Genomic DNA, 23,632 nt, shown 5'->3' on the forward strand with positions numbered 1-23,632 from the left:
GCGGGGTGTCAGGCGGACAGCGCGCGGATGCAGAAGTCGTAGATGTGCCTGCCCTCGAGCGGGGCGCCGTTCAACTCCGCGCCGAGCACGCGCAGCCGCATCGCACCCATCGTGGACTGCATGATCAGCGTGGCCGCCGACGCCACGTCGAGGTCGGCGGCGAAGGCGCCCTCGGCGATGCCACGGTCGATGATCTCGCCGATCAACACGTTCACCGGGGACAGCACCCGGGCGTACTCGGCGGGCACCGTCTCGGCCAGGTGGTCGTTGTAGAACGTCAGTCCCCGGTTGATGCTGTCCTGGGTGGTCGACGACGCCGGCGCGCAGATCCGGTCGATCAGGGTGCGCAGCGCGTCGGGTGCCGCGAGCGGCTCCGTCTCCGTGCGCCACCGCAGGGTCGACTCGGCCATGATCTTCTCGATCAGCGCCAGGAGCAGCTCGTCCTTGCTGGCGAAGTGCTGGTAGAAGGACCGGAGCGACGTCTTCGAGCGCTCGACGACCTGGAGCACCGTGAAGTCGGCCCGACCGGTTTCTCCGAGGATCGCCAGCGCGGACCGCATGAAGCGCGTCGCGCGCGACTCCTCCTCGACCGTCGGCTCGACGGGCTCAGCCGCTCCGCTCCGGGCCACGAGAATGACGTTACCGTTTCAGGGGAGTCTGTGGTGTGCTTGCGGCCGAGCGTCGCGTCCGCGACCGGAACCACTGCGCACGGGAAGGGTGCCCACACCATGACCACTCCGTCCGGGACCACACACGCCGAGACCACACACGCCGAGACCGCGCCGTGGACACTGGCGGATCTCCTCGACATCTTCGACGTCCAGCCCGACGGCACCGACCGGTTCACCGGCCGGACCGGCATCGTCGGCGCCGACGAGCGACAGGTCGTCGAGGGCACCCAGGTCCTCGGGCAGGCCATCGTGGCCGTGGCGAAGCGGTTCCCCGGCAAGTCGGTACGGGCGGTGTCGGCGGTGTTCTCCCGCGCGGTGCTCGTCGGCCCGCCCGTGGAGCTGTCGATCGACGTGATCGCGGAGGGGCGCACCACCGCGACCGCTGTCGTGTCGGCCAGTCAGAACGGCAGGCGGGCGATCACGGTCACGGTCTTCACCGACGTCCCGTCCGACGACGTGATCCGGCACCAGCTGCCGCGTCCGGCGGTCACCGCGCCCGCCGACGCCCACGACGCCGGCATGCCGATGGTGGGCAGGCAGGTGCGGCTGGTCGACGTCGTCGACGTCAACAGCCCCGACGAGGTCGGACCGCCGGAACTGCACGCCTGGCTGCACTACGACCCGGTGCCGGAACGCGACGACCTCGCCAAGGCGCTGGTCGCGTACTTCACCGGCCACCTCGGCATCTCGACGACCATGCGCGCGCACGAGGGGATCGGCACCAGTCAGGCGCACCTCACCGTGTCGACGGCGCCGATGACGATCGGCGTCAGCTTCCACGAGCCGTTCAGCTGGACCGACTGGCTGCTCTACACCCACGACAGCACCCAGGTCGGCGCGGGCATGTCCTACGTCCGCGGCACGGTGCACACCGAGGACGGGGAGCTGATCGCGTCGTTCACCCAGGACGCGATGATCCGTCCGCTGCGCACCACCGACACCTCCATCGACGCGGCCGCGCGACTCTAGGAGCACGCGGTGAGCCTGGTCGCCGGTCATGGTCCGCTGAGTTCGCGGCGCGCCGGATGGTTCGTCCCTCCCGTGGAGGGTTCGCCGACGTTCGTCGAGCCGCATCCGCGCCGGGTCCGAGGGATCCGGGACGGGGTGTCGGTGATCGACACCGAACGGGCGCTGCTGGTGCACCGCGAGGGCCGTCCGCTGAGCTACGCGTTCCCGGTCGACGCGGTGGGAGACGTTGCAGCGAAGCCGGTTGCGGAGGCGCCGGGGTACGTCGAGGTGCCGTGGGACGCGATGGAGGCCTGGACGGAGGAGGGTAGGCGCCTCGTCCACTACCCGCCGAATCCCTACCACCGGGTGGACTGCAGGCCGACGCGTCGCCGCCTGACGGTGACCGTCGCGGGCGTGACCCTCGTCGACACCGACGACACCGTCGTCGTCTTCGAGACCGCACTCGCACCACGCCTCTACGTCGACCCGAGGCACGTCCGGACCGACCTGCTGCGCGCCACGGACACCTCGAGCTACTGCAACTACAAGGGCGAGGCGACGTACTGGGCCGCGGTGGTCGGCGACCGCCGGGTGCCCGACGTCGGGTGGAGCTACCGCGACCCGCTGCCGGAGTCCGAGCAGATCCGCGGCTTCCTCAGCTTCGAGAGCCCCGAGGCGGACGTCGCCGCCGACCTGCCGGCTCAGACCTTGAGATAACCCTTGTCGGCGGGGATCTGCGCCGCGGTGATCAGTGACGACGAGTCGCCCGCCAGCCAGACCACGATGTCGGAGACCAGGTCCGGCGCGGCGAGCGAGTCGGTGGGCAGCGCGCCGGGGGAGAAGCTGTGGATGAAGGTCGGATGGTCGGCGAACATCTGGTACATCGACAGGTCGTTGGCCATGGGGGTGTCGGTGCCGTAGGGGTGCACCGAGTTGACCCGGATGCCGTACCCACCCAGTTCGACGGCGAGCGAGTTGGTGAGGCCGACGACGCCGAACTTCGAGGCGCTGTAGTGCCCGCAGCCGGGGACGGCCTTGATCCCGGCGGCGGAGCTGATGGTGACGATCGATCCGCCGTTGCCGGCCTCGATCATCGCGGGGACGGTGGCCTTGACGGTGTTCCACACGCCGGTGAGGTTGGTGTCGATGGTGTCCTGCCACTGCTGGGCCGAGATCTCCCACAGGCGGCCCCAGTTCAGCACCCCGGCGTTGGCCACGACCACGTCGAGGCGGCCGAACCGATCGACGGCGTCGGCGACGAGGCGCTGCTGGCCCTCGAGGTCGCGCACGTCTAGTTCCCTGGCGACGATCGTCCGGCCCTCGTCCTCGACCAGGCGGACGGTCTCGGCGAGGTCCTCCGCCGAGGCGGGTGCGTACCCGTTGTGCTCGGCGACGGGCCCGCACGCGTCGAGGGCGACGACGTCGGCGCCCGCCCTGGCGAGGCGCACGCAGTGCGAGCGGCCCTGTCCCCGTGCGGCACCGGTGACGTAGGCGACGCGGCCGGCCAGCGAGGTGTCACTCATGCCGTCTGCTCCCGAGAGAAGTGATAGTCGGTGAGGGGTGATCGTCGGGCGAATCGGCGTGCGGCGGTGATGGTCTGGGGCCGGTGGTAGACGGTCTCGCGCCGCGAGTTGACGAAGTAGGTGTTGAGGCCGGGGTTGCACTCGGTGAAGTAGAGGTGCGCGGTGCGCCCACGGCGGGCCATGAGGGCGTTCCAGCGGTTGAACGCATCGGGCGCGACTTCGGCGACGTGGTCGCCGCGGCGGCGGGTCTCGTCGATGACTCGCACCGCGTGCGCGGCGATCGTCTCGACGAAGTCCGGCCAGGCGAAGCCGACGAAGCCGTTGGGGCCGACGATCTCCCACCGGTTCGGCAGCCGGGGGTGGGCGGAGCCGGCGTAGCTCTGCAGGCCGTGCGCGCGGTAGTAGGCGGCGAGGTCGAATCCGTCGGAGCCCAGCACCGTTCCGGTGCGGTAGGTCTCGGGGTCGGTCCACAGCTCGTAGCCCGTGGCGAGGACGATCAGGTCCGCGGGATGCTCGCGGCCGTCGACGGTGCGGACGCCGTCGCGGGTGATCCGCTCGATCGGCGTGGTGACGAGATGGGTGGTCGGGTCGTTCAGCGCGGGCAGGAAGGCGCTCGAGATCACCGGCCGCTTCGCCATGATGCCGTACCGGGGCACGAGGGCGGCCCGCGTCGCGGGGTCGGCGACCACGGCGCGGAGCAGCAGCCGGTACAGCGCGCGGCAATACGCGTCGTACCACGGCATCACGCGCACCAGCACCCTCGACGGGAGACGGGAGAACACGTGCACGATGGGCGCGATCATCGCGACGTCCATCAGCAGGCGTCCGGCCGCGTTGACGCCGGCGACCACGCCGGGCAGGCGCAGGACGCGACGCATCAGCGGGGGGATGTCGAAGTCGACCTTCGGCAGGATCCACGCCGGCGTGCGCTGGTACACCTCGAGGCTGGCGGCCTCTCCGGAGAGCGCCGCGGCGATCTGCACACCGCTCGATCCGGTGCCGATCACCGCCACCCTCTTGCCGCGGGGGTCGTACGCGTCGTCCCAGGCGTTGGGGCGCAGTACCGTTCCGGCGAAGTCGGAGAGTCCGTCGACGTCCACGGTGTCCTTGGCGTTCACGTAGCCGCCCACCGAGCTGATCAGGAACCGGGCCGTCGTCCCGCCGCCGTCGGCGAACTCGAGGCGCCAGAGCCCGGCGGCGTCGTCCCAGTGCTGCCGGACCACCTCGGTGTTCGGCACCAGTAGCGGGTACAGGCCCAGCGTCGCCGCGGTGTCCCGCAGGTAGCGGTGGATCTCCGGCCCGGGTGCGAACAGCCTCGACCAGTCGGGGTTCGGCGCGAACGACAGCTGATACCAGAGCGTGGGGATGTCGACGGCGAGCCCGGGGTAGTGGTTGTCCCGCCACGTTCCGCCGAAGTCGTCGCCCCGCTCCAGGATCACGACGTCGTCGATGCCCCTGCGGCGCAGCAGGTGTGCGGCGGCGATGCCACCGGGCCCGGCGCCGATGATCGCCACCTCGTGGTCGGCGTCAGCCATGTCCACCTCCGGTCAGTCCCGTGACCGCGAACTCGGTCACGAATCGTCGTACGGCACGGGGGCTGTCGAGATTGACCCCCATCGGGGGAAGCAGCTCGAAGCTGAACAGGATCCGCACGATCCACTCGGCGGCGCGCCCCGGATCGATGCCCGGGGACACCTCGCCGTGCGACTGCGCCGCCTTGACGCGGGGCTTCCACAGCGCGACGGCGCGATTCGCGACGTCGTCACCGTCGTTGCGCAGCAGCAGGACCAGGATGCTCTCGTTGATGCCGCCCGCCATCGCGTGGTCCGACCGCTGCCGGTGGGCGCACACCAGCAGCGCCGCGGCGGCGATCTGGTCGACGAGCGTCGTCGCCCCCGACATCTCCTCGGCCATCCTGTCGACGAACGCCGACGCGAGATGGTCGAGGGCGACCCTGATCGCGTGGTCGCGGCTACCGAACGCGTTGTGGACCGTGCCCCGCGAGACTCCCGCGGCGTCGGCGACGGCGGTCAGCGTGAACTGGCGGGGGCCCAGCCGCCGCAGCGTGCCCGCGGTCGCGTCGAGCAGTGCCGGGGAGGTGGTCCGTCCGGACGCCGCGTCGCGCACTTGAACACATTAGCGACATGTGTTCAACGAGGTCAATGCCGACCGGGTCCGACGTCCCAGGCGTGGTGCACCACGTCGTGCAGGTGGTAGACCGCGATCGTCGCCACCGTGAACTCACTTCCGTTGCTGCGCAACCCCCGTCGTGACCACAGGCCGTCGCGGACCGAGGCGTAGACGTCGGCGACGCGGTGCGCGGCCGATGCGAGGTCCCGTGCGACGACGGCAGGCTCCTGTGACGCGTAGTCGTCGGCCACCGCGGTCGCGTCCTGATCCCAGTTGGGGAACACGGGGTCGTCCTCGGTGAGCATCAGCGTCACCCGGGTCTCGAAGACGCGGTGGACGTCGCGGACGTGACAGCCGTACTCCAGCACCGACCAGGTCGACGGCCGGGGCCGTGCCGCCGCGTCCGGCGCGGCCAACCGGCCGCTCCACTGGTCGGCGTCACGGCGGACGACCTCGGCCACCTCGGCGTAGCCCACCGTCGAGGCGTCGAAACCGCAGTCGGGACAGGGGCGTTCGAGGACCCAGGTCCAGTCCTTGGTGTCGGGCTGGATCGCGTCGTCGCCGCGGCCCACCGTCATCCCTGGTGCAGGTCCTGTGCGCTGAACGTGTCGCACGAGTCGGGCTGACCCGTCTGGTAGCCCTCGGTGAACCAGTACTGGCGGCCCGCCGACGATCCGTGCGTCCACGACTCTGGGCTGACCCGCCCGGTGGCCGACTCCTGGATGCGGTCGTCGCCGACCGAGGCCGCGGCGGACAGGGCGTCGGCGATGTCCTTCTCCGTGAGCGGCTCCAGGAAGGGCTCGCCGGTGCTCTCCTGCTTGGTGATGGCGGCGTAGTGGGCCCACACGCCGGCGTAGCAGTCCGCCTGCAGTTCGGTGCGCACGCCCCCGCCCTCGGGGCCGGTCGGGTCCTGCTGCGCACGGCCGAGGTCGCCCTTGAGGTCCTGGACGTGGTGGCCGAACTCGTGGGCCACCACGTACTCCTTGGCCAGCGGCCCACCGCTGGAGCCGAACTGGGTGGTCAACTCCTCGAAGAAGGCCGTGTCGAAGTAGGCGGTCTGGTCGCCCGGGCAGTAGAACGGCCCGACCTCGGTGGTGGCCGGCCCGCACGCCGTGCTCACGCTGCCGGTGAACAACTCGACCGACGGCCGCGTGTAGTCGGGCATCAGCTGGGCCCACACCGCGTCGACGGAGTTGCCGGTGGCCACCACGCGGCACTGGTCGATGGTGTTGGCGTCCTGCGCGGTCTTGCACTGGCTCAGGTCGAAGCCCGGGGTCTGCACGCCCTGCGAGTCGTACTCGCCGGTCCCGCCCTGCGGCAGTCCGACGGTGCCGGGATCGACGCCGAGGAACAGGGCGACCACCATGATGATGAGCCCGCCGACGCCGCCGCCGATCGCGATGCCACGGCCACCGCCACCGCCGCCACCACTCGACCTGGTGGTGCTGGTGTCGATCTGGATGCCCTCGTTGAAGGTCACTTCTCGCTCCGTCCCAGTTCACCGGTCGTTCACCGGCGTGGCGCCGGGGAGGCTGGGCGCCAGCCGCGTTCAGCTTCCCACACTACGATTCAGCCGTGGCCGCACAGCGCGAATCGACGGACTCGACCGTCGCGCACACCGGGTACGGCGCGCTGCGGGGGACCGTCGAGGGCGGCGTCGGCGTGTGGCGTGGCATCCCGTACGCCGAGCAGCCGCTCGGGTCGCGACGGTTCGCGGCGCCCGCCGAGCCGCGACCGTGGTCGGGGGTGCGCGACGCCATCGAGCACGGACCGCTGCCCCCGCAGGGCCGGTCGTTCGTGGGCGGCGGTCGAGACGACCCGAAGATCCGCGACGAGGCCTGTCTGACGCTGACGGTGTGGTCGCCGGACCCGCGCGGCAACCTGCCGGTGATGGTGTGGATCCCCGGTGGGGCGTTCGTCTACGGCGCGGGCCAGCTGCAGCTGTACAACGGGTCGCGGCTGGCGGCGAACGGCGACGTCGTGGTCGTCAACGTGACCTACCGGCTCGGCGTGTTCGGCGGGTTCGACCTCGGCGCCCTCGGCGACGGCTTCGACGACAACCTGTGCCTGCGGGACCAGTTGGCCGCGCTGGCCTGGGTGCGGGAGAACATCGCCGCGTTCGGCGGCGATCCCGACCGCGTCACCGTGTTCGGCGAATCCGCGGGTGCGACATCGGTTCTCGCGTTGCTCGCGAGTCCGGCCGCGCGGGGTCTGTTCACCCGTGCGATCGCGCAGAGCCCGGCGCTGCCGCTGATCGCCGACCGCGAGACCCGGGCCCGGCGCGCCCACGCCTTCCTCGACCGCCTCGGCGTCGGCGTCGACGAGGTCAAGGCGCTGCCGCAGCGCCGGCTGCGGCGGGCGGCGGGGGAGTTGCAGGCGCAGAGCGTCGACGACAGCCCGGTCCTGGCCTACGGCCTGACCCACGGGGTGGACCTGCTGCCGCACCATCCGATCGACGCCGCGCGGATGGGCGCCGTGTCCGACGTGCCGTTGATCGTCGGCACCAACACCCACGAGGCGTCGATGTTCGCGTGGGGCAAGCCCCCGATGCTGCCGACCACGCTGGCCGGCATCGACGCCTACTTCGCGCGCACCGCACCCGACGCCCAGCCCGGGGTGCTCGCGGCGTACCCGGCCTACCCCCGGCGCAGCGCACTGGTGGCGATCGGCGCGGACGCGATGTTCGGCGCGCCGACGTGGGCGTTCGCCGACGCCTACAGCGGTCGGGCTCCGACGCACGTGTACCGCTTCGACCACACCACGTGGACCCTGCGGGCCCTGGGTCTCGGCGCGACGCACGGCAGCGAGATCGTCCACGTGCAGCACAGCTACTCGTCCTACCTGGGCCGCAAGCTGCACCCACTCGGTCGGAGGGTCCTCCCGGCCGTGGGCCGGCGGATGCAGCGCACCTGGCTCGACTTCGCCAAGGGCAGGCTCGGCGTGCAGGAGGGCGGCGAGTGGCCGCTCTACGACGACCGGGACCGGCGCACCCGGGTCATCCGATCGACCAGGGACGACACCGTCGCCGACCCCGACCGGGTCCGGCGCGCGGCGTGGGAGGGCCTGTACTGACCCGCGGCGCCTAGCCCGGGCCGTCGCTCGCGGCGGCCAGCAGCGGCACCAGCACGTCGCCGATCGGGGTCGGCAACCCGTGTGCCGCGGCCCGGCGCACCACCACCGCGTTGCGGACGTCCCACTCGAGCGGTCTGCCCTGCTGGCGGTCGGTGAGGATCGACGTCGTCAGGTCCTCGGGCACCTGGGTGAACAGCGCCACCGTCTGGTCGATCACCTCGTCGCCGAGGTTCGCTCCCTCGGCGCGGGCCACCGCGAGGCATTCGGCGAGGTAGGCCCGGGCCAGGGTGGCCACGTCGTCGCGCCGGAAGGTGCCCGAGGTGCGGCCCGACAGCACCATCAACGCGCCGACGGCGTTGACGAGCAGCTTGTGCCATGCGGCGCTGACGAAGTCCGGGTCGGCCTCGACCGACATCCGCGGGCCGGCCAATCGCTCGACCAGGACGCGTCCCGCCGGCTCGTCGGGGACGACGAGCCGCACCGGGGTGCGCAGCCGCACCCATCCGTCGGGCTGCGTCTCCGCCGAGAACCACACCACGCACGGCACCACCGTCGCCTGCGGGCAGTACCGACCGACGCGCTCGACCTGCTCGACGCCGTTCTGCAGCGCACACACCACGGAGTCCGGGCCGCACAGCACCCGCAGCCACTCCGCCGCGGCCTCGGTCTGGGTGTCCTTGACCGCCAGCAGCACCACGTCGACGGGGCCGTCGACGCCGGCGGGATCGGTCAGCACCGGATGGGGGACGACCACGGGATCGCCGTCGTCGGGTCGCACCTCGGAGGTGGCGCGCGGCGTGCGCCCGCAGACCAGGACGTCGTGCCCCGCCTCGTGCAGGAGTGCCGCGACGGTAGTGCCGATGGCGCCGGGCCCGACGATGGCGATCCGGCTGGCGATCCGGCCGGCGATCCGGCCGGCGATGCTGGTCTCGATCACCGGCGCCAAGATACCGCTCCCGGCCCCCTCTAGACTGATCACTCGGCCCACCCCCCAGTTCCCGAGGAGTTTCAGTGTTGCGCAGTCATGCCGCCGGATCGTTGCGGTCCACCGACGCAGGGCAGACGGTGACGCTCGCCGGCTGGGTGGCGCGCCGGCGCGACCACGGGGGCGTCATCTTCATCGACCTGCGGGATGGCGCCGGCGGACAGGAGCGCAGCGACTCGGGGAGTGGGCAGAGCGTCGCCCAGGTGGTGTTCCGCGACGCCGGCGTCCTGGAGCAGGCACACCGGTTGCGCGCCGAGTTCTGCGTGGCCGTCACGGGTGTCGTCGAGGCCCGTCCGGAGGGAAACGCCAACTCCGACATCGCAACCGGTGAGATCGAGGTCAACGCGACCACTCTGACCGTGCTGGCAGAGAGCGCGCCGCTACCGTTCCAGCTCGACGAGACGCCCGGTGAGGAAGCCCGCCTGAAGTACCGCTACCTCGACCTCCGCCGCGAGGGTCCCGGTGCGGCCATCCGGCTGCGGTCGAAGGTCAACGCGGCGGCCCGCGACGTCCTCGGCGGGCACGACTTCATCGAGATCGAGACACCGACGCTGACCCGGTCGACGCCCGAGGGCGCACGCGACTTCCTGGTGCCCGCCCGCCTGCAGCCGGGGTCGTTCTACGCGCTGCCGCAGAGCCCGCAGCTGTTCAAGCAGCTGCTGATGGTCGCGGGCATGGAGCGGTACTACCAGATCGCGCGCTGCTACCGCGACGAGGACTTCCGCGCCGACCGGCAGCCCGAGTTCACCCAGCTCGACGTCGAGATGAGCTTCGTCGACGCCGACGACGTGATGGCCGTGTCCGAGGAGGTGCTCGCCTCGCTGTGGGCGCTGATCGGCTACACCCTGCCGACGCCCATTCCGCGCATGACCTACGACGAGGCGATGCGCCGCTTCGGGTCCGACAAGCCCGATCTGCGCTTCGGCGTCGAACTCGTCGACTGCACGGACTTCTTCTCCGACACCACGTTCCGCGTCTTCCAGGCGCCGCACGTCGGCGCCGTCGTGATGCCGGGTGGGGCGTCGCAGCCGCGCCGCACGCTGGACGGCTGGCAGGAGTTCGCCAAGCAGCGCGGTCACAAGGGACTGGCCTACGTGCTGGTCGCCGAGGACGGATCGCTGGGCGGCCCGGTCGCCAAGAACCTGACCGACGCCGAGCGCGACGGTCTGGCCGGTCACGTGGGCGCCGCACCCGGCGACTGCATCTTCTTCGCCGCCGGACCGACCAAGTCGGCGCGCGCGCTGCTCGGTGCGACCCGCATCGAGATCGCCAAGCGCCTGGACATGATCGATCCGAATGCGTGGGAGTTCGTCTGGATCGTGGACTGGCCGCTGTTCGAGGCCGCCGACGAGGCCACTGCGTCCGGCGACGTCGCCGTGGGGTCGGGTGCCTGGACGGCGGTGCACCACGCCTTCACCTCGCCGAAGCCCGAATCGGAGTCGACGTTCGACACCGATCCCGGCAGCGCACTCGCCAACGCCTACGACATCGTGTGCAACGGCAACGAGATCGGCGGCGGTTCGATCCGCATCCATCGCCGCGACGTCCAGGAACGCGTGTTCGCGATGATGGGCATCGACCACGACGAGGCGCAGGACAAGTTCGGCTTCCTGCTCGACGCGTTCACCTTCGGCGCCCCGCCGCACGGCGGCATCGCGTTCGGATGGGACCGCATCGTCGCGCTGCTCAGCGGCGTCGACTCCATCCGCGACGTCATCGCGTTCCCGAAGTCCGGCGGCGGCGTCGACCCGCTGACCGACGCGCCCGCCCCGATCACCCCGCAGCAGCGCAAGGAGTCGGGCATCGACGGCAAGCCGAAGGCCGACACCCCGGCCTAGCGGGAATACCCACCGACGACGGAGAGCTGAGTCACACATGGCAGAGATCGATAAGGCAAGACTCGTCTCCGACACCAAGGCGCTCGACGACTTCAACCGCAACGTCGTCGAGGAGTTCCGCGCCAACGGCGGGAAGGTGGGCGGGCCGTTCGAGGGCGGCGCGCTGCTGCTCCTGCACACCACCGGAGCCAAGTCGGGTCAGCCCCGGCTGTCGCCGCTGGCGTACCTCGAGATCGACGGCAAGATGATGATCATCGGCTCCTACGCCGGCGCGCCGAAGGATCCCGCGTGGGTGCACAACCTGCGTGCGAACCCGAGCGCACGCATCGAGGTGGGGACCGACGCCTTCGACGTCACCGCACGCGAACTGCCCGACGACGAGCGTGACGCGACCTACCCGAAGGTCATCGAGCAGGCGCCCGTGTTCGCCGAGTACCAGGCCAACACCACGCGCAGCATCCCCCTGTTCGAACTGGTCCGCGCCTCTTAGCTTCGTCGAGACCGCACTGAGGGCTGTGATCCGCGATGGATCACAGCCCTCAGCGCATTCTCGAGGTCAATTCCGGCCGGGCGCTCCCGGGGTGCCCTGCGGGCCGGCGTTGGAGCCGGGCAGGTTCTTGCCGGTCGGGGGCGACGGGGTGCTCTGCACCGACGGCGGTGTGGCCGAGGGTCCCGCGCTGACGGTGGAACTGGGGTTCGCGGAGCTGGCGCCACCGGTGCCACCCCCGCCCGTACCGCCGCCTGCGGTGCCGCCGCCACCGGACCCGCCGCCACCGCTCGTGGGGGACGGTGCCGTGGGACTGGGGGAGACGTTCACCGGCGGCGAGCTGGTCGGCGGGGCCACGGCCGGCGAGGTCGCCGGGGCGGTGCTGACGGCGGACGTGTCGGTGGGTGCGTCGGTGCTCTCGCCGCTGCTACAGCCGGCCAGCAAGGCGGCGGACGCGATGGCGGCCGAAGCCGTCATCAACGCCGCGCCCCTTGCATTCGAAATGAAGTTCACGATCGTTTGATAGCCATCGGCCACCGTCGCGAACCTCGCTGACCAGCCACGTCATGAATACGTAACGCGGACTTTCAGAGCCGTTCGATGATGGTGGCGTTGGCCATGCCGCCGCCTTCACACATCGTCTGCAGCGCGTAGCGTCCGCCGCGCTGGTGCAGCGCGTTGACCATCGTGGTCATGATCCGGGCGCCGCTGGCCCCCAACGGATGTCCGATGGCGATCGCACCGCCGTTGACGTTCGTCTTCGACAGGTCGGCGCCGGTGTCCTTGGCCCATGCCAGGACGACGGGGGCGAACGCCTCGTTGACCTCGAACAGGTCGATGTCGGACAGCGACAGGCCCGAGCGGGCGAGCACCTTTGCGGTGGCGGGGATGACGCCGGTGAGCATGTACAGCGGGTCCGAACCGACCACGGTCGTCGTGTGGATCCGTGCCAGCGGCGTGAGTCCGAGTTTGCGCGCGGTGGCGCCGCTGATGATCATCACCGCGGCGCTACCGTCCGAGAGCGGCGACGAGTTGCCGGGCGTGATCTCCCAGTTGATCTGGGGGAAGCGCGCCGCGTACCGCTCGCTGAAGAACGCCGGACGCAGACCGGCCAGTGTCTCGACAGACGTTCCGGGCCTGATGATCTCGTCGCTCGACAGGCCGGCGATCGGGGCGAGTTCGGCGTCGAACAGGCCCTCCTTGGTGGCGCGCGCGGCCTTCTCGTGGCTGCCCGCGGAGAACTCGTCGAGTTCGGTGCGCGAGAACCCCCACTTGGCCGCGATGAGTTCGGCGCTGATGCCCTGGGGCACGAGGCCGTCGGGGTAGCGGGCCGCCATGCCCGTGCCGAACGGGTCGCTGCCGGGTAGCACGCTGGATCCCATGAGCACCCGGGACATCGACTCGACGCCCGAGGCGATCACGACGTCGTAGGCGCCCGCGATCACGCCCTGGGCGGCGAAGGAGATGGCCTGCTGGCTGCTGCCGCACTGCCGGTCGATCGTGGTGCCGGGCACGCTCTCGGGAAAGCCGGCGCCGAGCAGGGCGTTGCGGGCGATGTTCACGGACTGGTCGCCGACCTGGGTGACCGCGCCGGCGATGACGTCGTCGACGAGGACCGGGTCGACGCCGGTCCGCTCGACCACCTCGCGCAGGCTGTGGGCGAGGAGGTCGACGGGGAGGACGTCGTGCAGTGCACCGTTCGCCTTTCCCTTGCCGACCGGGGTGCGTACCGCACCCACGATGACTGCGTCCCGATCCGAATACGATCCGGTCATGGTGTCCTCCTGAAACCTCATCGCTGAGTATTCTCGTATGTACCTAGATGTTGTATCACCTGGGTATAGTTAGAACAACTCAGAGTGAGGTTTGATTCCGTGAACGTGCTACAGGGTCCACTGGCCGACCGCGACTCGTGGTCGGCCATCGGCAGGTGCCCCGTCGAGAGGACGATGGCGCTGGTCGGCACCAAGTCCGCGATGCTCGTGATGCGCGAGGCGTACTACGGCACCACCCGCTTCGACGACTTCGCCAAGCGCGTCGGCGTGACCAAGGCCGCCATGTCGGCGAGGCTCGCCGAACTCGTCGAGATCGGCCTGCTGGAGAAGCGTCCCTACCGGGAGCCGGGGCAGCGCAGCCGCGACGAGTACGTGCTCACCGAGGAGGGCACCGACTTCATGCCGGTGGTGCTGGCGATGTTCGAGTGGGGACGCAAGCGCGGCGAGACCGACACGCGGCTGCGACTCACCCACCTCGGTTGCGGCGCGGATGCCACCGTTCAGATCCGTTGCAGCGCAGGGCACGACGTCGCGCCCGACGAAATCGGCGTCCGACTGCGGGGCCGCAAGACCTAATCGGCCCCGCCCGCTCAGGTGTGCGCGGGCGTGTTCGCGAACTGGTCGGTGATGGCCTGGCAGAACGCGTCCAGGTCCGCGGGCGACCGGCTGGTGATCAGGTTGCCGTCGATGCAGACCTGCTGATCGACGACGGTGGCGCCGGCGTTGCGCAGATCGGTCCGCACGCTCGGGTAGGACGTGAGCGTCCGGTCCCGCACCACGTCGGCCTCGACCAGCGTCCACGGTCCGTGGCAGATCGCGGCGACGGGCTTGCCCGAGCGCACGAAGTCGCGGACGAAGGCCACCGCCGACCCGTCCATCCGGAGCTTGTCCGGGTTGACCGTGCCGCCCGGCAGCACCAGCGCGTCGAACTCGTCGACCGAGGCGTCGGCGACCGTGCGGTCGACCGGGAACGTGCCCGCGTCGTCGAGGTCGTGGTCGCGCGCGGCGATCGCGCCGGTATCGATCGACAGCAGCTCGATGCTGCCGCCGGCGTCCTCGACGGCGGACCGGGGTCGCTCGAGTTCGACCCTCTCGACGCCGTCGGCGGCCAGGAAGGCGATCCTGCGGCCGTTCAATTCTCCTGCCATGAGGTCCTCCTCGTCGTGGGGTTGTCGTGGTCACCGACGGCTACCCAGGCGAATGCGGTCGAATCACCGTCGCGCCCGATAGCGTCGACGCGTGCTGCACTTGCGCGTCATCGCCCCGGCCGACCTGCGCGACGACGTGATCGAGGTGCTGCGTGGCGAGGTGGGCGTCGCGAACCTGCTCCTCCACCCCGGGGCGGCCCTCGAACCCGAGGGCGACGAGATCACCGCCGACATCGCCCGCGAGTGCGCCAACGACCTGATCCGGCGCCTCAAGGACCTCGACGTCCAGCACCGCGGGGCCATCACGCTCGAGATCCTCGACACCGTCCTGTCCACCCGCGCGCACCGCGCCGAGGACCGGGCGGAGGGCGACCCCGCGGACGCGGTGGTCTGGGACGAACTGATCGGCCGCACCCGGGAGGAGTCGACGCTCAGCGTGACCTTCGTGCTGTTCCTGACCCTCGCGTGTCTGCTCACCGCGATCGGCGTGGTGACCGACTCGACGGTCACGGTGGTGGGCGCCATGGTGCTCGGTCCCGAGTTCGGGCCGCTCGCGGCGCTCTCGGTGGCCCTGGTGCAGCGGCGGCTCAACCTGGCCCGCCGCGCCGCGCTGGCGCTGGTGGTGGGCTTCCCCATCGCGATGGGGATCACGGCGCTCGCCACCGCGAGTGCCGAGGCGGTGGGGTGGCTGACGCCCGACAGCGTCGCGAACGTCCACGAGGTGGACTTCATCTTCAAGGTCGGGCCGCTGTCCTTCGTCGTCGCGCTGCTGGCCGGTGCCGCGGGGATGCTGTCGCTGGTGTCGGCGCGGGCGACCGGTCTGGTGGGGGTGTTCATCTCCGTATACACGGTGACGGCAGCCGGTTTCGCGGTGGTCGCGGCCACCGTGGGTCAGTGGGACGTGGCGGCCAAGTCGGCGCTGCAGCTGGTGGTCAACCTCGTCGGCATCGTCATCGCCGGTGTGCTGGTCCTCGTCCTGCGGCCCAAGGGCCGATGGGTGCCGCATTCGGCCAAGGCCTAGCTCCGCGGTTCTGCGTGCGGGGGGTGCGTGTGGTGGGATCAGCGCTATGGGTATCAAGGTGGCGCTTGAGCACCGCACCAGTTACACGTTCGACCGACTGGTCGAGGTGTTTCCTCACGTCGTCCGCCTGCGCCCGGCACCACACTCCCGCACGCCCATCGAGGCGTACTCCCTCAATGTCGAGCCCGCCGACCACTTCGTCAACTGGCAGCAGGACGCGTTCGGCAACTTCATGGCGCGTCTGGTGTTCCCGACCCGCACCCGCAGCCTCACCATCACCGTCGGGCTGATCGCCGACCTCAAGGTCATCAACCCGTTCGACTTCTTCATCGAGGACTACGCCGAACACGTCGGCTTCACCTACCCGAGGGACCTCGCGGAGGACCTCAAGCCCTACCTGCGTCCCGTCGACGAGAACGAGGAGGGCTCGGGTCCGGGTGACCTGGCCTCCGAGTGGGTCAAGGACTTCCACGTCGCGACGGGTACCCGGACCATCGACTTCCTGGTGGCACTCAACCGGGCGGTCAACGCCGACGTCGGGTACAGCGTCCGCATGGAGGCCGGCGTGCAAACGCCCGACTTCACGCTGCGCAGCGGGATCGGCTCGTGCCGCGACTCCGCGTGGCTGATGGTGTCGATCCTGCGTCAGATGGGCCTGGCGGCACGGTTCGTCTCCGGCTACCTCGTCCAGCTCACCTCCGACGTGCCTGCCCTCGACGGACCGTCGGGTCCCGCCGCGGACTTCACCGATCTGCACGCGTGGACCGAGGTCTACATCCCCGGTGCCGGCTGGATCGGACTGGACCCCACGTCGGGGCTGTTCGCGGGGGAGGGACACATCCCTCTGTCGGCGACGCCGCAGCCGGCTTCGTCGGCGCCGATCACCGGTGCCACAAAGCGGGCCGAGACGACGCTCGACTTCGCCAACCTCGTCACCCGGGTGCACGAGGATCCGCGCGTCACGCTGCCGTACACGCCGACCGCGTGGGACGCGATCCAGGCGCTCGGCGCCAGGATCGACGAACGCCTCACCGACGGCGACGTCCGCCTCACCGTCGGCGGGGAACCGACGTTCGTCTCGGTCGACAACCAGGTCGACCCGGAGTGGACCACCGACGCCGACGGTCCGCACAAGCGCGAACGTGCCTCGGCGCTGGCGGCCCTGCTCAAGGAGCAGTGGGCGCCGCAGGGCCTCGTGCAGCGCAACCAGGGCAAGTGGTACCCCGGAGAGCCGTTGCCGCGCTGGCAGATCGGGCTCATGTGGCGCGCCGACGGCGAACCGCTGTGGCACGATCCGGCTCTGCTCGCCGACCCGTGGAGCGCCGGGGGAGCGGCGGCGGAGACCCCCGTGGACGCCGCGGGCCGTCTGCTCGAGGGGGTCGCCGCGTCGCTCGGCCTGCCCGACACCCAGGTCAGGCCCGCCTACGAGGACGCACTCGCGAGGCTGGCCAACGCGATTCGCACGCCGGAGGGCGAGCCCGTCTCCGCGTCGGACGACCTCGACCCGGCCGCCGACGGACCGGCCGCACGCGCCGCGCTCGTCGAGGCCCTCGACGACTCCGTCACCGAACCCGCCGCCTACGTCCTGCCCGTACACCGGCGCGAGGACGGTTCCGGGTGGGCGAGTGCCGACTGGCGCCTGCGCCGCGGCCGAATCGTGTTGCTGGAGGGCGACTCACCGGCCGGACTCCGCCTGCCGCTCAAGTCGATCAGCTGGGAGCCACCGCCGGTGACGCCCGAGGCCGACCCGCTCGCCGAGCGCGGCGCCCTCGAGTCGGACGACCAGGACGCGACCGTCGAGGAGGCCGAGGGCCTGCCGACCACGGCGATGGTCGCAGAGGTCCGAGACGGCGTGCTCTACGTGTTCCTGCCGCCCACCGAGGAACTGTCGGACTTCGTCGACCTCGTCGAGCGGATCGAGAAGGCCGCCGCGGCCATCGACTGCCCGCTTGTCGTGGAGGGCTACGGACCGCCGCCGGATCCCCGCCTCGTGTCGATGAGCGTCACCCCCGACCCCGGCGTCATCGAGGTCAACGTCGCACCCAGCAGGAGCTTCGCCGAGCAGCGCAACCAACTGGAGACGCTGTACGCCCAGGCCCGGCTGGCTCGGCTGTCCACCGAGTCGTTCGAGGTGGACGGTACCCACGGCGGCACCGGTGGAGGCAACCACATCACCCTCGGCGGCGTCACCCCCGCCGACTCCCCGATGCTGCGCCGGCCGGACCTGCTGGTGTCGATGCTCACGTATTGGCAACGCCACCCGGCACTTTCGTACCTGTTCGCCGGACGCTTCGTGGGCACCACCTCGCAGGCGCCACGCGTCGACGAGGGCCGCTCGGAGGCGCTCTACGAACTCGAGATCGCGTTCGCCGAGATCGCGCGTCAGACGGAGGAGGCGCTCGTCGACGACGAGTCGGGTGAGGGGTCCGGTCCGTGGATCACCGACCGCGCCCTGCGGCACCTGCTCACCGACATCACCGGGAACACCCACCGCGCCGAGTTCTGCATCGACAAGCTCTACAGCCCCGACAGCGCCCGCGGCAGGCTGGGCCTGCTGGAACTCCGTGGGTTCGAGATGCCGCCGCACTATCAGATGGCCATGGTGCAGTCGCTGCTCGTGCGGGCGCTGGTGGCGTGGTTCTGGGACCAGCCGCTGCGTGCACCCCTGATCCGGCACGGCGAGAACCTGCACGGCCGGTACCTGCTGCCGCACTTCATCATCCACGACATCGCCGACGTGGCGGCTGACCTGCGCGCCCACGGGATCAACTTCGACACCAGCTGGCTGGACCCGTTCACCGAGTTCCGCTTCCCGCGGATCGGCACCGCCGTCTTCGACGGGGTGGAGATCGAGCTGCGCGGCGCGATCGAACCGTGGAGCGTGCTCGGCGAGGAGTCGACGGCCGGTGGCACCGCACGCTACGTCGATTCGTCGATCGAGCGGATGCAGGTGCGGCTCATCGGCGCGGACCGGCACCGCTACGTCGTCACCTGCAACGGCCACCCGATCCCACTGCTTGCCACGGACAACTCGGACATCCAGGTCGGCGGCGTGCGCTACCGGGCCTGGCAGCCGCCGAGTGCGCTGCATCCCAGCATTACCGTCGACGGGCCGTTGCAGTTCGAGCTCGTCGACACCGCCACCGGTGTCTCGCGGGGCGGGTGCACCTATCACGTATCCCATCCCGGCGGCCGCTCCTACGAGGGACCACCGGTGAACGCGGTCGAGGCAGAGTCGCGACGGGGCAGGCGCTTCGAGGCGACCGGTTTCACGCCGGGTCACGTCGACATGGCCGACCTGCGCGAGAAGCAGGCGCGCCAGTCGACGGACGTGGGCGCGCCCGGCATCTTGGATCTGCGCCGGGTGCGTACCGTCTTGCGTTGATGGTGCTTCGAGCAAGCGGCCCACCAGAGCCGATGGCCGCTGCGGGCGGTGTGGCAGCGATCGGGGACGACGACGTCCTCGCGCGGTACCGCCACGCGCGGGCCCAGAGCGGGCTCTTCGACGTCCGCGACGGCCCGGTCGCCGGCTACGACGAGTTCGTCGACGAGGCGGGCGACGTGCGGCCGGCGTGGCGGGAACTCGCCGATTGCGTCACCGAACGCGGCCTCGGCGGTCTCGATCGACTGCGGTCGACGGTGCGGCGGCTGGTCGACAACGACGGCATCACCTACGTCCAGGTCGACCGCAACGGCGCGGTCCTGGGCAGCGCGAGCAGCCCTGGTGAGGATCCTCCGGCGCCCGGGCCCTGGCACCTCGACGCCCTGCCGTTGATCGTCTCCGCCGCGGACTGGGACGAGCTGGAGTCCGGACTGGTGCAGCGCTCCCGCATCCTCGACGCCGTGCTGGCCGACCTCTACGGCGCCCGCCGGTCGATCACCAGTGGGGTCCTGCCCGCGCAGCTGGTGTTCGCGCATCCCGGTTACGTCCGTGCCGCGCACGGCATCCAGGTTCCGGGCCGGCACCAGCTCTTCCTGCACGGGTGCGACGTCAGCCGTTCGGCCGGCGGCGACTTCACCGTCAACGCCGACTGGACCCAGGCGCCGTCGGGCGCCGGGTACGCGCTGGCCGACCGGCGCGTGGTCGCGCACGCGGTCCCCGACCTCTACGAGCGCGTAGGCCCGCGGCCCGCGTCGCCCTGGGCACAGGCCCTCCGGCTCGCGCTCATCGACGCCGCGCCGGAGTCCGCCGAAGAACCGGTCGTCGTGGTCCTCAGTCCCGGCATCCACTCCGAGACGGCATTCGATCAGGCCTACCTGGCGAGCGTGCTCGGGTTCCCGCTGGTCGAGAGTGCCGATCTGGTGGTGCGTGACGGCAAGCTGTGGATGCGGTCGCTCGGCACCCTCAAACGGGTCGACGTGGTGCTGCGACGGGTCGACGCGGACTTCGTCGACCCACTGGACCTGCGGGCCGACTCGCGCCTCGGCGTCGTCGGACTCGTCGAGGTGCTCCGCCGCGGCGCGGTGACCGTCGTCAACACCCTCGGCAGCGGTGTGCTGGAAAGCCCTGCGCTGCTGCGGTTCCTACCGGAACTGGCCGAACTCCTGCTGGGCGAGACGCCTGCGCTGCGCAGCGCCCAGGTCTACTGGGGCGGCATCGACGTCGAGCGCGCGCACCTGCTGACCCATCTGTCGTCGCTCGTCCTCAAGCGCGTGGATGGGGCGGATCCCATCGTCGGCCCCGCGCTCTCGGCGGCGCGTCTCGAGGCGCTCGCCGCCACCATCGCCGCGACACCGTGGCAGTGGGTGGGTCAGGAGCTGCCCGAGTTCTCCTCCGCGCCGACCGACGGTCAACCCGGCGGCGTCTCCGAGGGCCGGGTCGGCATGCGGCTGTTCACCGTCGCCCAGCGCGGCGGGTACGCGCCGATGATCGGCGGACTCGGCTACCTGGTGGCGTCCGGACACGCCGGGCACCTGGTGAACACCGTTGCCGCCAAGGACGTCTGGGTACGGACGCCGAACCGCGTGACGGCGGAGCGGACGCCCACGCCCGACCTGCCCGCGATGACGCCGAGCCCGACGCGCGCGATCAGCTCGCCGCGCGTGCTGTCCGACCTGTTCTGGCTGGGCCGCTACGCCGAACGTGCCGAGAGCACCGCACGTCTACTCGTCGTGACCCGTGAGCGCTACCACGAGTTCCGGTACCGCCGCGAGATGACGGGAAGCGAGTGCGTGCCCGTCCTGCTCACCGCTCTCGGGCAGATCACCGGAACCGACACGGGCGCCGACGGCGACGACGCCGAGATGGTGGCGACCGCGCCCACCACCCTGTGGTCCCTGACCGCCGACCGGAACCGCCCGGGCTCACTGGCGCAGTCCGTGGAGCGGCTCGGTTCGGTGTCGCGCGCCGTGCGCGACCAGATGTCCAACGACACGTGGATGGTGCTGGCCGCCGTCGAGCGCGCCGTCCTCAACCCCACCATGCTCAACCCCGGTGGGGGACCACCGGACTCGCAGACCGAGGGCGAGACGTACCTCGCTGCGGCACACAGTCAGACGCTGGCGGGAATGCTCGCGCTGTCGGGGGTCGCGGCCGAGTCGATGGTCCAGGACGTCGGTTGGACGGTGATGGACATCGGCAAGCGCATCGAGCGTGCCGTGTGGCTGACGGCGCTGCTCGGAGCGACGCTGGTCACGGTGCGCAGCGCGGGCGCCGAGCAGACCATCACCGAGTCGGCGCTGGTGGCGTGCGAATCGTCGATCAGTTACCGCCGGCGCACCCTGGGCAAGGTGAGCGTGTCCGCCGTGGCCGACCTCGTCCTGTTCGACGAGCAGAACCCGCGCTCGCTGGCCTACCAGTTCGAGCGGATCCGCCACGATCTGAAGGCGCTGCCGTCGTCGTCGGGATCGACCAGGCCGGAGCGACTGATCGACGAGATCGCCGGCCGGTTGCGCCGGACCGACCCCACCGACCTCGAGGACGTCACCGCCGACGGCCGGCGCGGCGAACTGGGCGACCTGCTGAACGGCTTGCAAGCCACCCTGCGCGAGCTGTCCCGCCTCATCACCGCGACGCACCTCTCGCTGCCCGGTGACATGCAGCCGCTGTGGGGACCCGACGAGCGACGGGTGATGCCGTGAGCAATGGCTTCGGCGACGGCCCGACGCCCGGGACGGGCCGCAGCTACGAGATCACCCACCGGACCACCTACGAGTACTCCGACGACGTCACCAGTTCCTACGGCAAGGGCTTTCTGACGCCCCGGGATTCGCGGCGGCAGCGCTGCCTCTTCCACGAACTCGTCATCGAGCCCGAGGCGGCCGACAGTTCCACCAGTCGCGACGGCTACGGCAACGTCTACTCGTACTTCCACGTCACCGAGCGCCACCGCCGCCTGTCGGTGACCAGCCACTCGGTGGTCGAGGTGGACCCTCCGCCGGCCGACGAGTACGCGGGCGGGTCGGCGAGGGCGCCGTGGGAGATCGCGCGTCCGGTGGGTCCGGACGGAGCCCTGGCCACGGAGTTCACCCTCGACCTGCGCGAACCGGAGATCACCGAGGAACTCCGGGCCTACGCCGCACCGAGCTTCGAACCGGGCAGGCCGCTGATCGACGTGCTGCGGGAACTCAACTCGAGGATCCACGCCGACTTCACCTACAGGTCGGGGTCGACCACCGTGTCGACGCGGGTGGCGGAGGTTTTGCAGGCCCGCGAAGGGGTATGCCAGGACTTCGCGCGGCTGGCCATCGCCTGTCTACGCTCCAACGGTCTGGCCGCCAGCTACGTCTCCGGATACCTCGCGACCGACCCACCCCCGGGAAGGGAACGCATGGTCGGCGTCGACGCCACACACGCCTGGGCTGCGGTCTGGACACCGCAGAATCATTGGCTCGGACTGGATCCGACCAACGATCAGATGGTCGACGAGCGGTACGTCGTCGTCGGCTTCGGTCGCGACTACGCCGACGTGCCGCCGCTGCGGGGCATCATCTACACCGACTCCACCAGCAGCAAGATCGACGTGTCGGTGGACGTCGCGCCATTCGAGGGTGGGTTGCTCCATGCGTGACTTCAACTGCCCCAACTGCGGTCAGCGGCTGGCCTTCGAGAACTCGGTGTGCCTGAACTGCGGCAGCGCGCTGGGCTTCTCCCTGAGCGACCGCGCCCTGCTGGTGATCGCCCCCGGCGAGGAGAGCGAGCACGCCGGTGCGGTCGACGCCAGCGAGTACCGGCTCTGCGCCAACCTGCATGCGGCGAAGTGCAACTGGTTGGTGAAGAAGGGCCCCGTCGCGCAATTGTGCGCATCGTGTGCGCTGACGCGGACCAGGCCCAACGACAACGACCCGAAGGCCATGGCGGCCTTCGCAAATGCCGAGCGGGCCAAGCGGCGGATGATCTTCGAGCTGACCGAGCTGAACCTGCCGATCGTGGGCCGCGACGAGGACCCCGACTTCGGCCTCGCGTTCGACCTGCTGTCCAGTGAGACCGAGAAGGTGTTCACCGGCCACGCGAACGGTGTCGTCACGCTCGACCTCGCCGAGGGCGACGACGTCCACCGCGAGCAGTTGCGGATCGCGATGGCCGAGCCCTACCGGACGCTGCTCGGGCACTTCCGCCACGAGATCGGCCACTACTACTTCTATCGCCTCATCAGTTCGTCGGCCGAGTACTCCGCGACGTTCCGGCAACTCTTCGGCGATCCGGACCTGGACTACCAGGAAGCCCTCGACCGCCACTACAGCGAAGGCGCGCCTCCCGGATGGCCGAAGGACTACGTGTCCTCCTATGCCACCATGCATCCGGCCGAGGACTGGGCGGAGACGTTTGCCCATTACCTCCACATCCGCGACACGCTGGACACCTCGGCGTCGTTCGGCTTCGCTCCCGCGGGAGCGACATTCGACCGACGAGTGTTGGGCCCGAGCGGTTTCGACACCATCATCGAGATGTGGCTACCTTTGTCCTGGGCCCTCAACATGGTGAACCGATCGATGGGCCGCGACGACCTGTATCCGTTCGTGCTGCCTGCCGCGGTGCTGGAGAAGATGCGCTTCATTCACACCGTGATCGACGCCCTGTCCTGAGCCATTGAC

The 23,632-nt window shown here is 70.6% G+C and carries 21 protein-coding genes; 12 read left to right on the forward strand and 9 right to left on the reverse strand.

What is annotated here, in order from left to right:
- Nucleotides 1-8 precede the first annotated feature (8 nt).
- Nucleotides 9-635, reverse strand: coding sequence for a TetR/AcrR family transcriptional regulator (locus G6N64_RS18345; RefSeq protein WP_409370748.1), 627 nt, complete (start codon nt 633-635; stop codon nt 9-11).
- A gap of 93 nt (nt 636-728) precedes the next feature.
- On the opposite strand from G6N64_RS18345, the gene G6N64_RS18350 reads away from it, so the two are divergent.
- Nucleotides 729-1,640 carry an acyl-CoA thioesterase gene (locus tag G6N64_RS18350; protein ID WP_163798504.1) on the forward strand — a complete coding sequence of 304 codons (912 nt, stop codon included), beginning with the start codon at nt 729-731 and terminating at the stop codon, nt 1,638-1,640.
- A 9-nt stretch (nt 1,641-1,649) separates the two neighbouring features.
- The gene (locus tag G6N64_RS18355) at nt 1,650-2,336 is read left to right on the forward strand and encodes a DUF427 domain-containing protein (protein ID WP_163798506.1); all 687 of its coding nucleotides are present in this window, start codon (nt 1,650-1,652) and stop codon (nt 2,334-2,336) included.
- On the opposite strand, the gene G6N64_RS18360 is transcribed toward G6N64_RS18355, so the two are convergent.
- From G6N64_RS18360 to ypfJ, 5 genes are read right to left on the reverse strand one after another with little or no spacing between them, the layout of a single operon-like run.
- Nucleotides 2,321-3,142, reverse strand: a complete 822-nt coding sequence (locus G6N64_RS18360) for a mycofactocin-coupled SDR family oxidoreductase (protein ID WP_163798508.1) — start codon at nt 3,140-3,142, stop codon at nt 2,321-2,323. The genes G6N64_RS18355 and G6N64_RS18360 overlap by 16 nt on opposite strands.
- Nucleotides 3,139-4,677, reverse strand: a complete 1,539-nt coding sequence (locus tag G6N64_RS18365; RefSeq protein ID WP_163798510.1) for a flavin-containing monooxygenase — start codon at nt 4,675-4,677, stop codon at nt 3,139-3,141. The genes G6N64_RS18360 and G6N64_RS18365 overlap by 4 nt, the downstream gene beginning before the upstream one ends.
- Nucleotides 4,670-5,269: a TetR/AcrR family transcriptional regulator gene (locus G6N64_RS18370; RefSeq protein ID WP_163798512.1), complete on the reverse strand. Its 600-nt coding sequence runs from the start codon at nt 5,267-5,269 to the stop codon at nt 4,670-4,672. Before G6N64_RS18370 ends, G6N64_RS18365 begins: the two co-directional genes overlap by 8 nt.
- Nucleotides 5,270-5,301: 32 nt before the next feature.
- Nucleotides 5,302-5,850 (reverse strand): DinB family protein, encoded by a 549-nt coding sequence (locus tag G6N64_RS18375; protein ID WP_174266842.1) that lies wholly within the window; start codon nt 5,848-5,850, stop codon nt 5,302-5,304.
- Nucleotides 5,847-6,752, reverse strand: coding sequence for a KPN_02809 family neutral zinc metallopeptidase (ypfJ, locus tag G6N64_RS18380; RefSeq protein WP_163798514.1), 906 nt, complete (start codon nt 6,750-6,752; stop codon nt 5,847-5,849). The genes G6N64_RS18375 and ypfJ overlap by 4 nt, the downstream gene beginning before the upstream one ends.
- 95 nt (nt 6,753-6,847) lie before the next feature.
- Between ypfJ and G6N64_RS18385 the strand changes: the two genes are divergently transcribed.
- On the forward strand, nt 6,848-8,344 hold the full coding sequence (locus G6N64_RS18385; RefSeq protein WP_163798516.1) for a carboxylesterase/lipase family protein: 1,497 nt from the start codon (nt 6,848-6,850) through the stop codon (nt 8,342-8,344).
- Nucleotides 8,345-8,354: 10 nt separating this feature from the next.
- On the opposite strand, the gene G6N64_RS18390 is transcribed toward G6N64_RS18385, so the two are convergent.
- Nucleotides 8,355-9,281 (reverse strand): oxidoreductase, encoded by a 927-nt coding sequence (locus tag G6N64_RS18390; protein WP_409370733.1) that lies wholly within the window; start codon nt 9,279-9,281, stop codon nt 8,355-8,357.
- A gap of 74 nt (nt 9,282-9,355) precedes the next feature.
- Here G6N64_RS18390 and aspS point away from each other — a divergent pair, with 74 nt between their 5' ends.
- The 3 genes from aspS (at nt 9,356) to G6N64_RS18405 (ending at nt 12,177) form a co-directional block, all read left to right on the forward strand.
- Complete coding sequence (aspS, locus tag G6N64_RS18395) at nt 9,356-11,167, forward strand: aspartate--tRNA ligase (protein ID WP_163798518.1); 1,812 nt, start codon at nt 9,356-9,358, stop codon at nt 11,165-11,167.
- Nucleotides 11,168-11,204: 37 nt separating this feature from the next.
- Nucleotides 11,205-11,657: a nitroreductase family deazaflavin-dependent oxidoreductase gene (locus G6N64_RS18400; RefSeq protein ID WP_163798520.1), complete on the forward strand. Its 453-nt coding sequence runs from the start codon at nt 11,205-11,207 to the stop codon at nt 11,655-11,657.
- A 127-nt stretch (nt 11,658-11,784) separates the two neighbouring features.
- On the forward strand, nt 11,785-12,177 hold the full coding sequence (locus tag G6N64_RS18405; RefSeq protein ID WP_163798522.1) for a hypothetical protein: 393 nt from the start codon (nt 11,785-11,787) through the stop codon (nt 12,175-12,177).
- 64 nt (nt 12,178-12,241) lie between these two features.
- Here G6N64_RS18405 and G6N64_RS18410 read toward each other — a convergent pair whose 3' ends face one another.
- Entirely contained in the window at nt 12,242-13,429 is a 1,188-nt protein-coding gene (locus G6N64_RS18410) for a thiolase family protein (RefSeq protein WP_163798524.1), read from the reverse strand.
- A gap of 99 nt (nt 13,430-13,528) precedes the next feature.
- Between G6N64_RS18410 and G6N64_RS18415 the strand changes: the two genes are divergently transcribed.
- Nucleotides 13,529-14,005 (forward strand): winged helix-turn-helix transcriptional regulator, encoded by a 477-nt coding sequence (locus G6N64_RS18415; RefSeq protein WP_163798525.1) that lies wholly within the window; start codon nt 13,529-13,531, stop codon nt 14,003-14,005.
- A gap of 14 nt (nt 14,006-14,019) precedes the next feature.
- Here the strand turns inward: G6N64_RS18415 and G6N64_RS18420 are convergent, their stop codons facing one another.
- Complete coding sequence (locus G6N64_RS18420) at nt 14,020-14,577, reverse strand: type 1 glutamine amidotransferase domain-containing protein (RefSeq protein WP_163798527.1); 558 nt, start codon at nt 14,575-14,577, stop codon at nt 14,020-14,022.
- Nucleotides 14,578-14,668: 91 nt separating this feature from the next.
- Here G6N64_RS18420 and G6N64_RS18425 point away from each other — a divergent pair, with 91 nt between their 5' ends.
- From G6N64_RS18425 to G6N64_RS18445, 5 genes are read left to right on the forward strand one after another with little or no spacing between them, the layout of a single operon-like run.
- Nucleotides 14,669-15,598 carry a DUF389 domain-containing protein gene (locus tag G6N64_RS18425; protein ID WP_163798529.1) on the forward strand — a complete coding sequence of 310 codons (930 nt, stop codon included), beginning with the start codon at nt 14,669-14,671 and terminating at the stop codon, nt 15,596-15,598.
- Nucleotides 15,599-15,644: 46 nt separating this feature from the next.
- A complete protein-coding gene (locus tag G6N64_RS18430; RefSeq protein ID WP_163798531.1) occupies nt 15,645-18,983 on the forward strand; it encodes a transglutaminase family protein in 3,339 nt (1,112 codons plus the stop codon).
- On the forward strand, nt 18,983-21,679 hold the full coding sequence (locus tag G6N64_RS18435; RefSeq protein ID WP_163798534.1) for a circularly permuted type 2 ATP-grasp protein: 2,697 nt from the start codon (nt 18,983-18,985) through the stop codon (nt 21,677-21,679). The genes G6N64_RS18430 and G6N64_RS18435 overlap by 1 nt, the downstream gene beginning before the upstream one ends.
- Nucleotides 21,676-22,608, forward strand: coding sequence for a transglutaminase family protein (locus G6N64_RS18440; protein WP_163798535.1), 933 nt, complete (start codon nt 21,676-21,678; stop codon nt 22,606-22,608). Before G6N64_RS18435 ends, G6N64_RS18440 begins: the two co-directional genes overlap by 4 nt.
- Nucleotides 22,601-23,623 (forward strand): zinc-binding metallopeptidase family protein, encoded by a 1,023-nt coding sequence (locus G6N64_RS18445; RefSeq protein ID WP_163798537.1) that lies wholly within the window; start codon nt 22,601-22,603, stop codon nt 23,621-23,623. Before G6N64_RS18440 ends, G6N64_RS18445 begins: the two co-directional genes overlap by 8 nt.
- Nucleotides 23,624-23,632: the final 9 nt, after the last annotated feature.

The sequence above is a fragment of the Mycolicibacterium sediminis genome (assembly GCF_010731735.1).
Classification (GTDB): Bacteria; Actinomycetota; Actinomycetes; order Mycobacteriales; family Mycobacteriaceae; genus Mycobacterium; species Mycobacterium sediminis.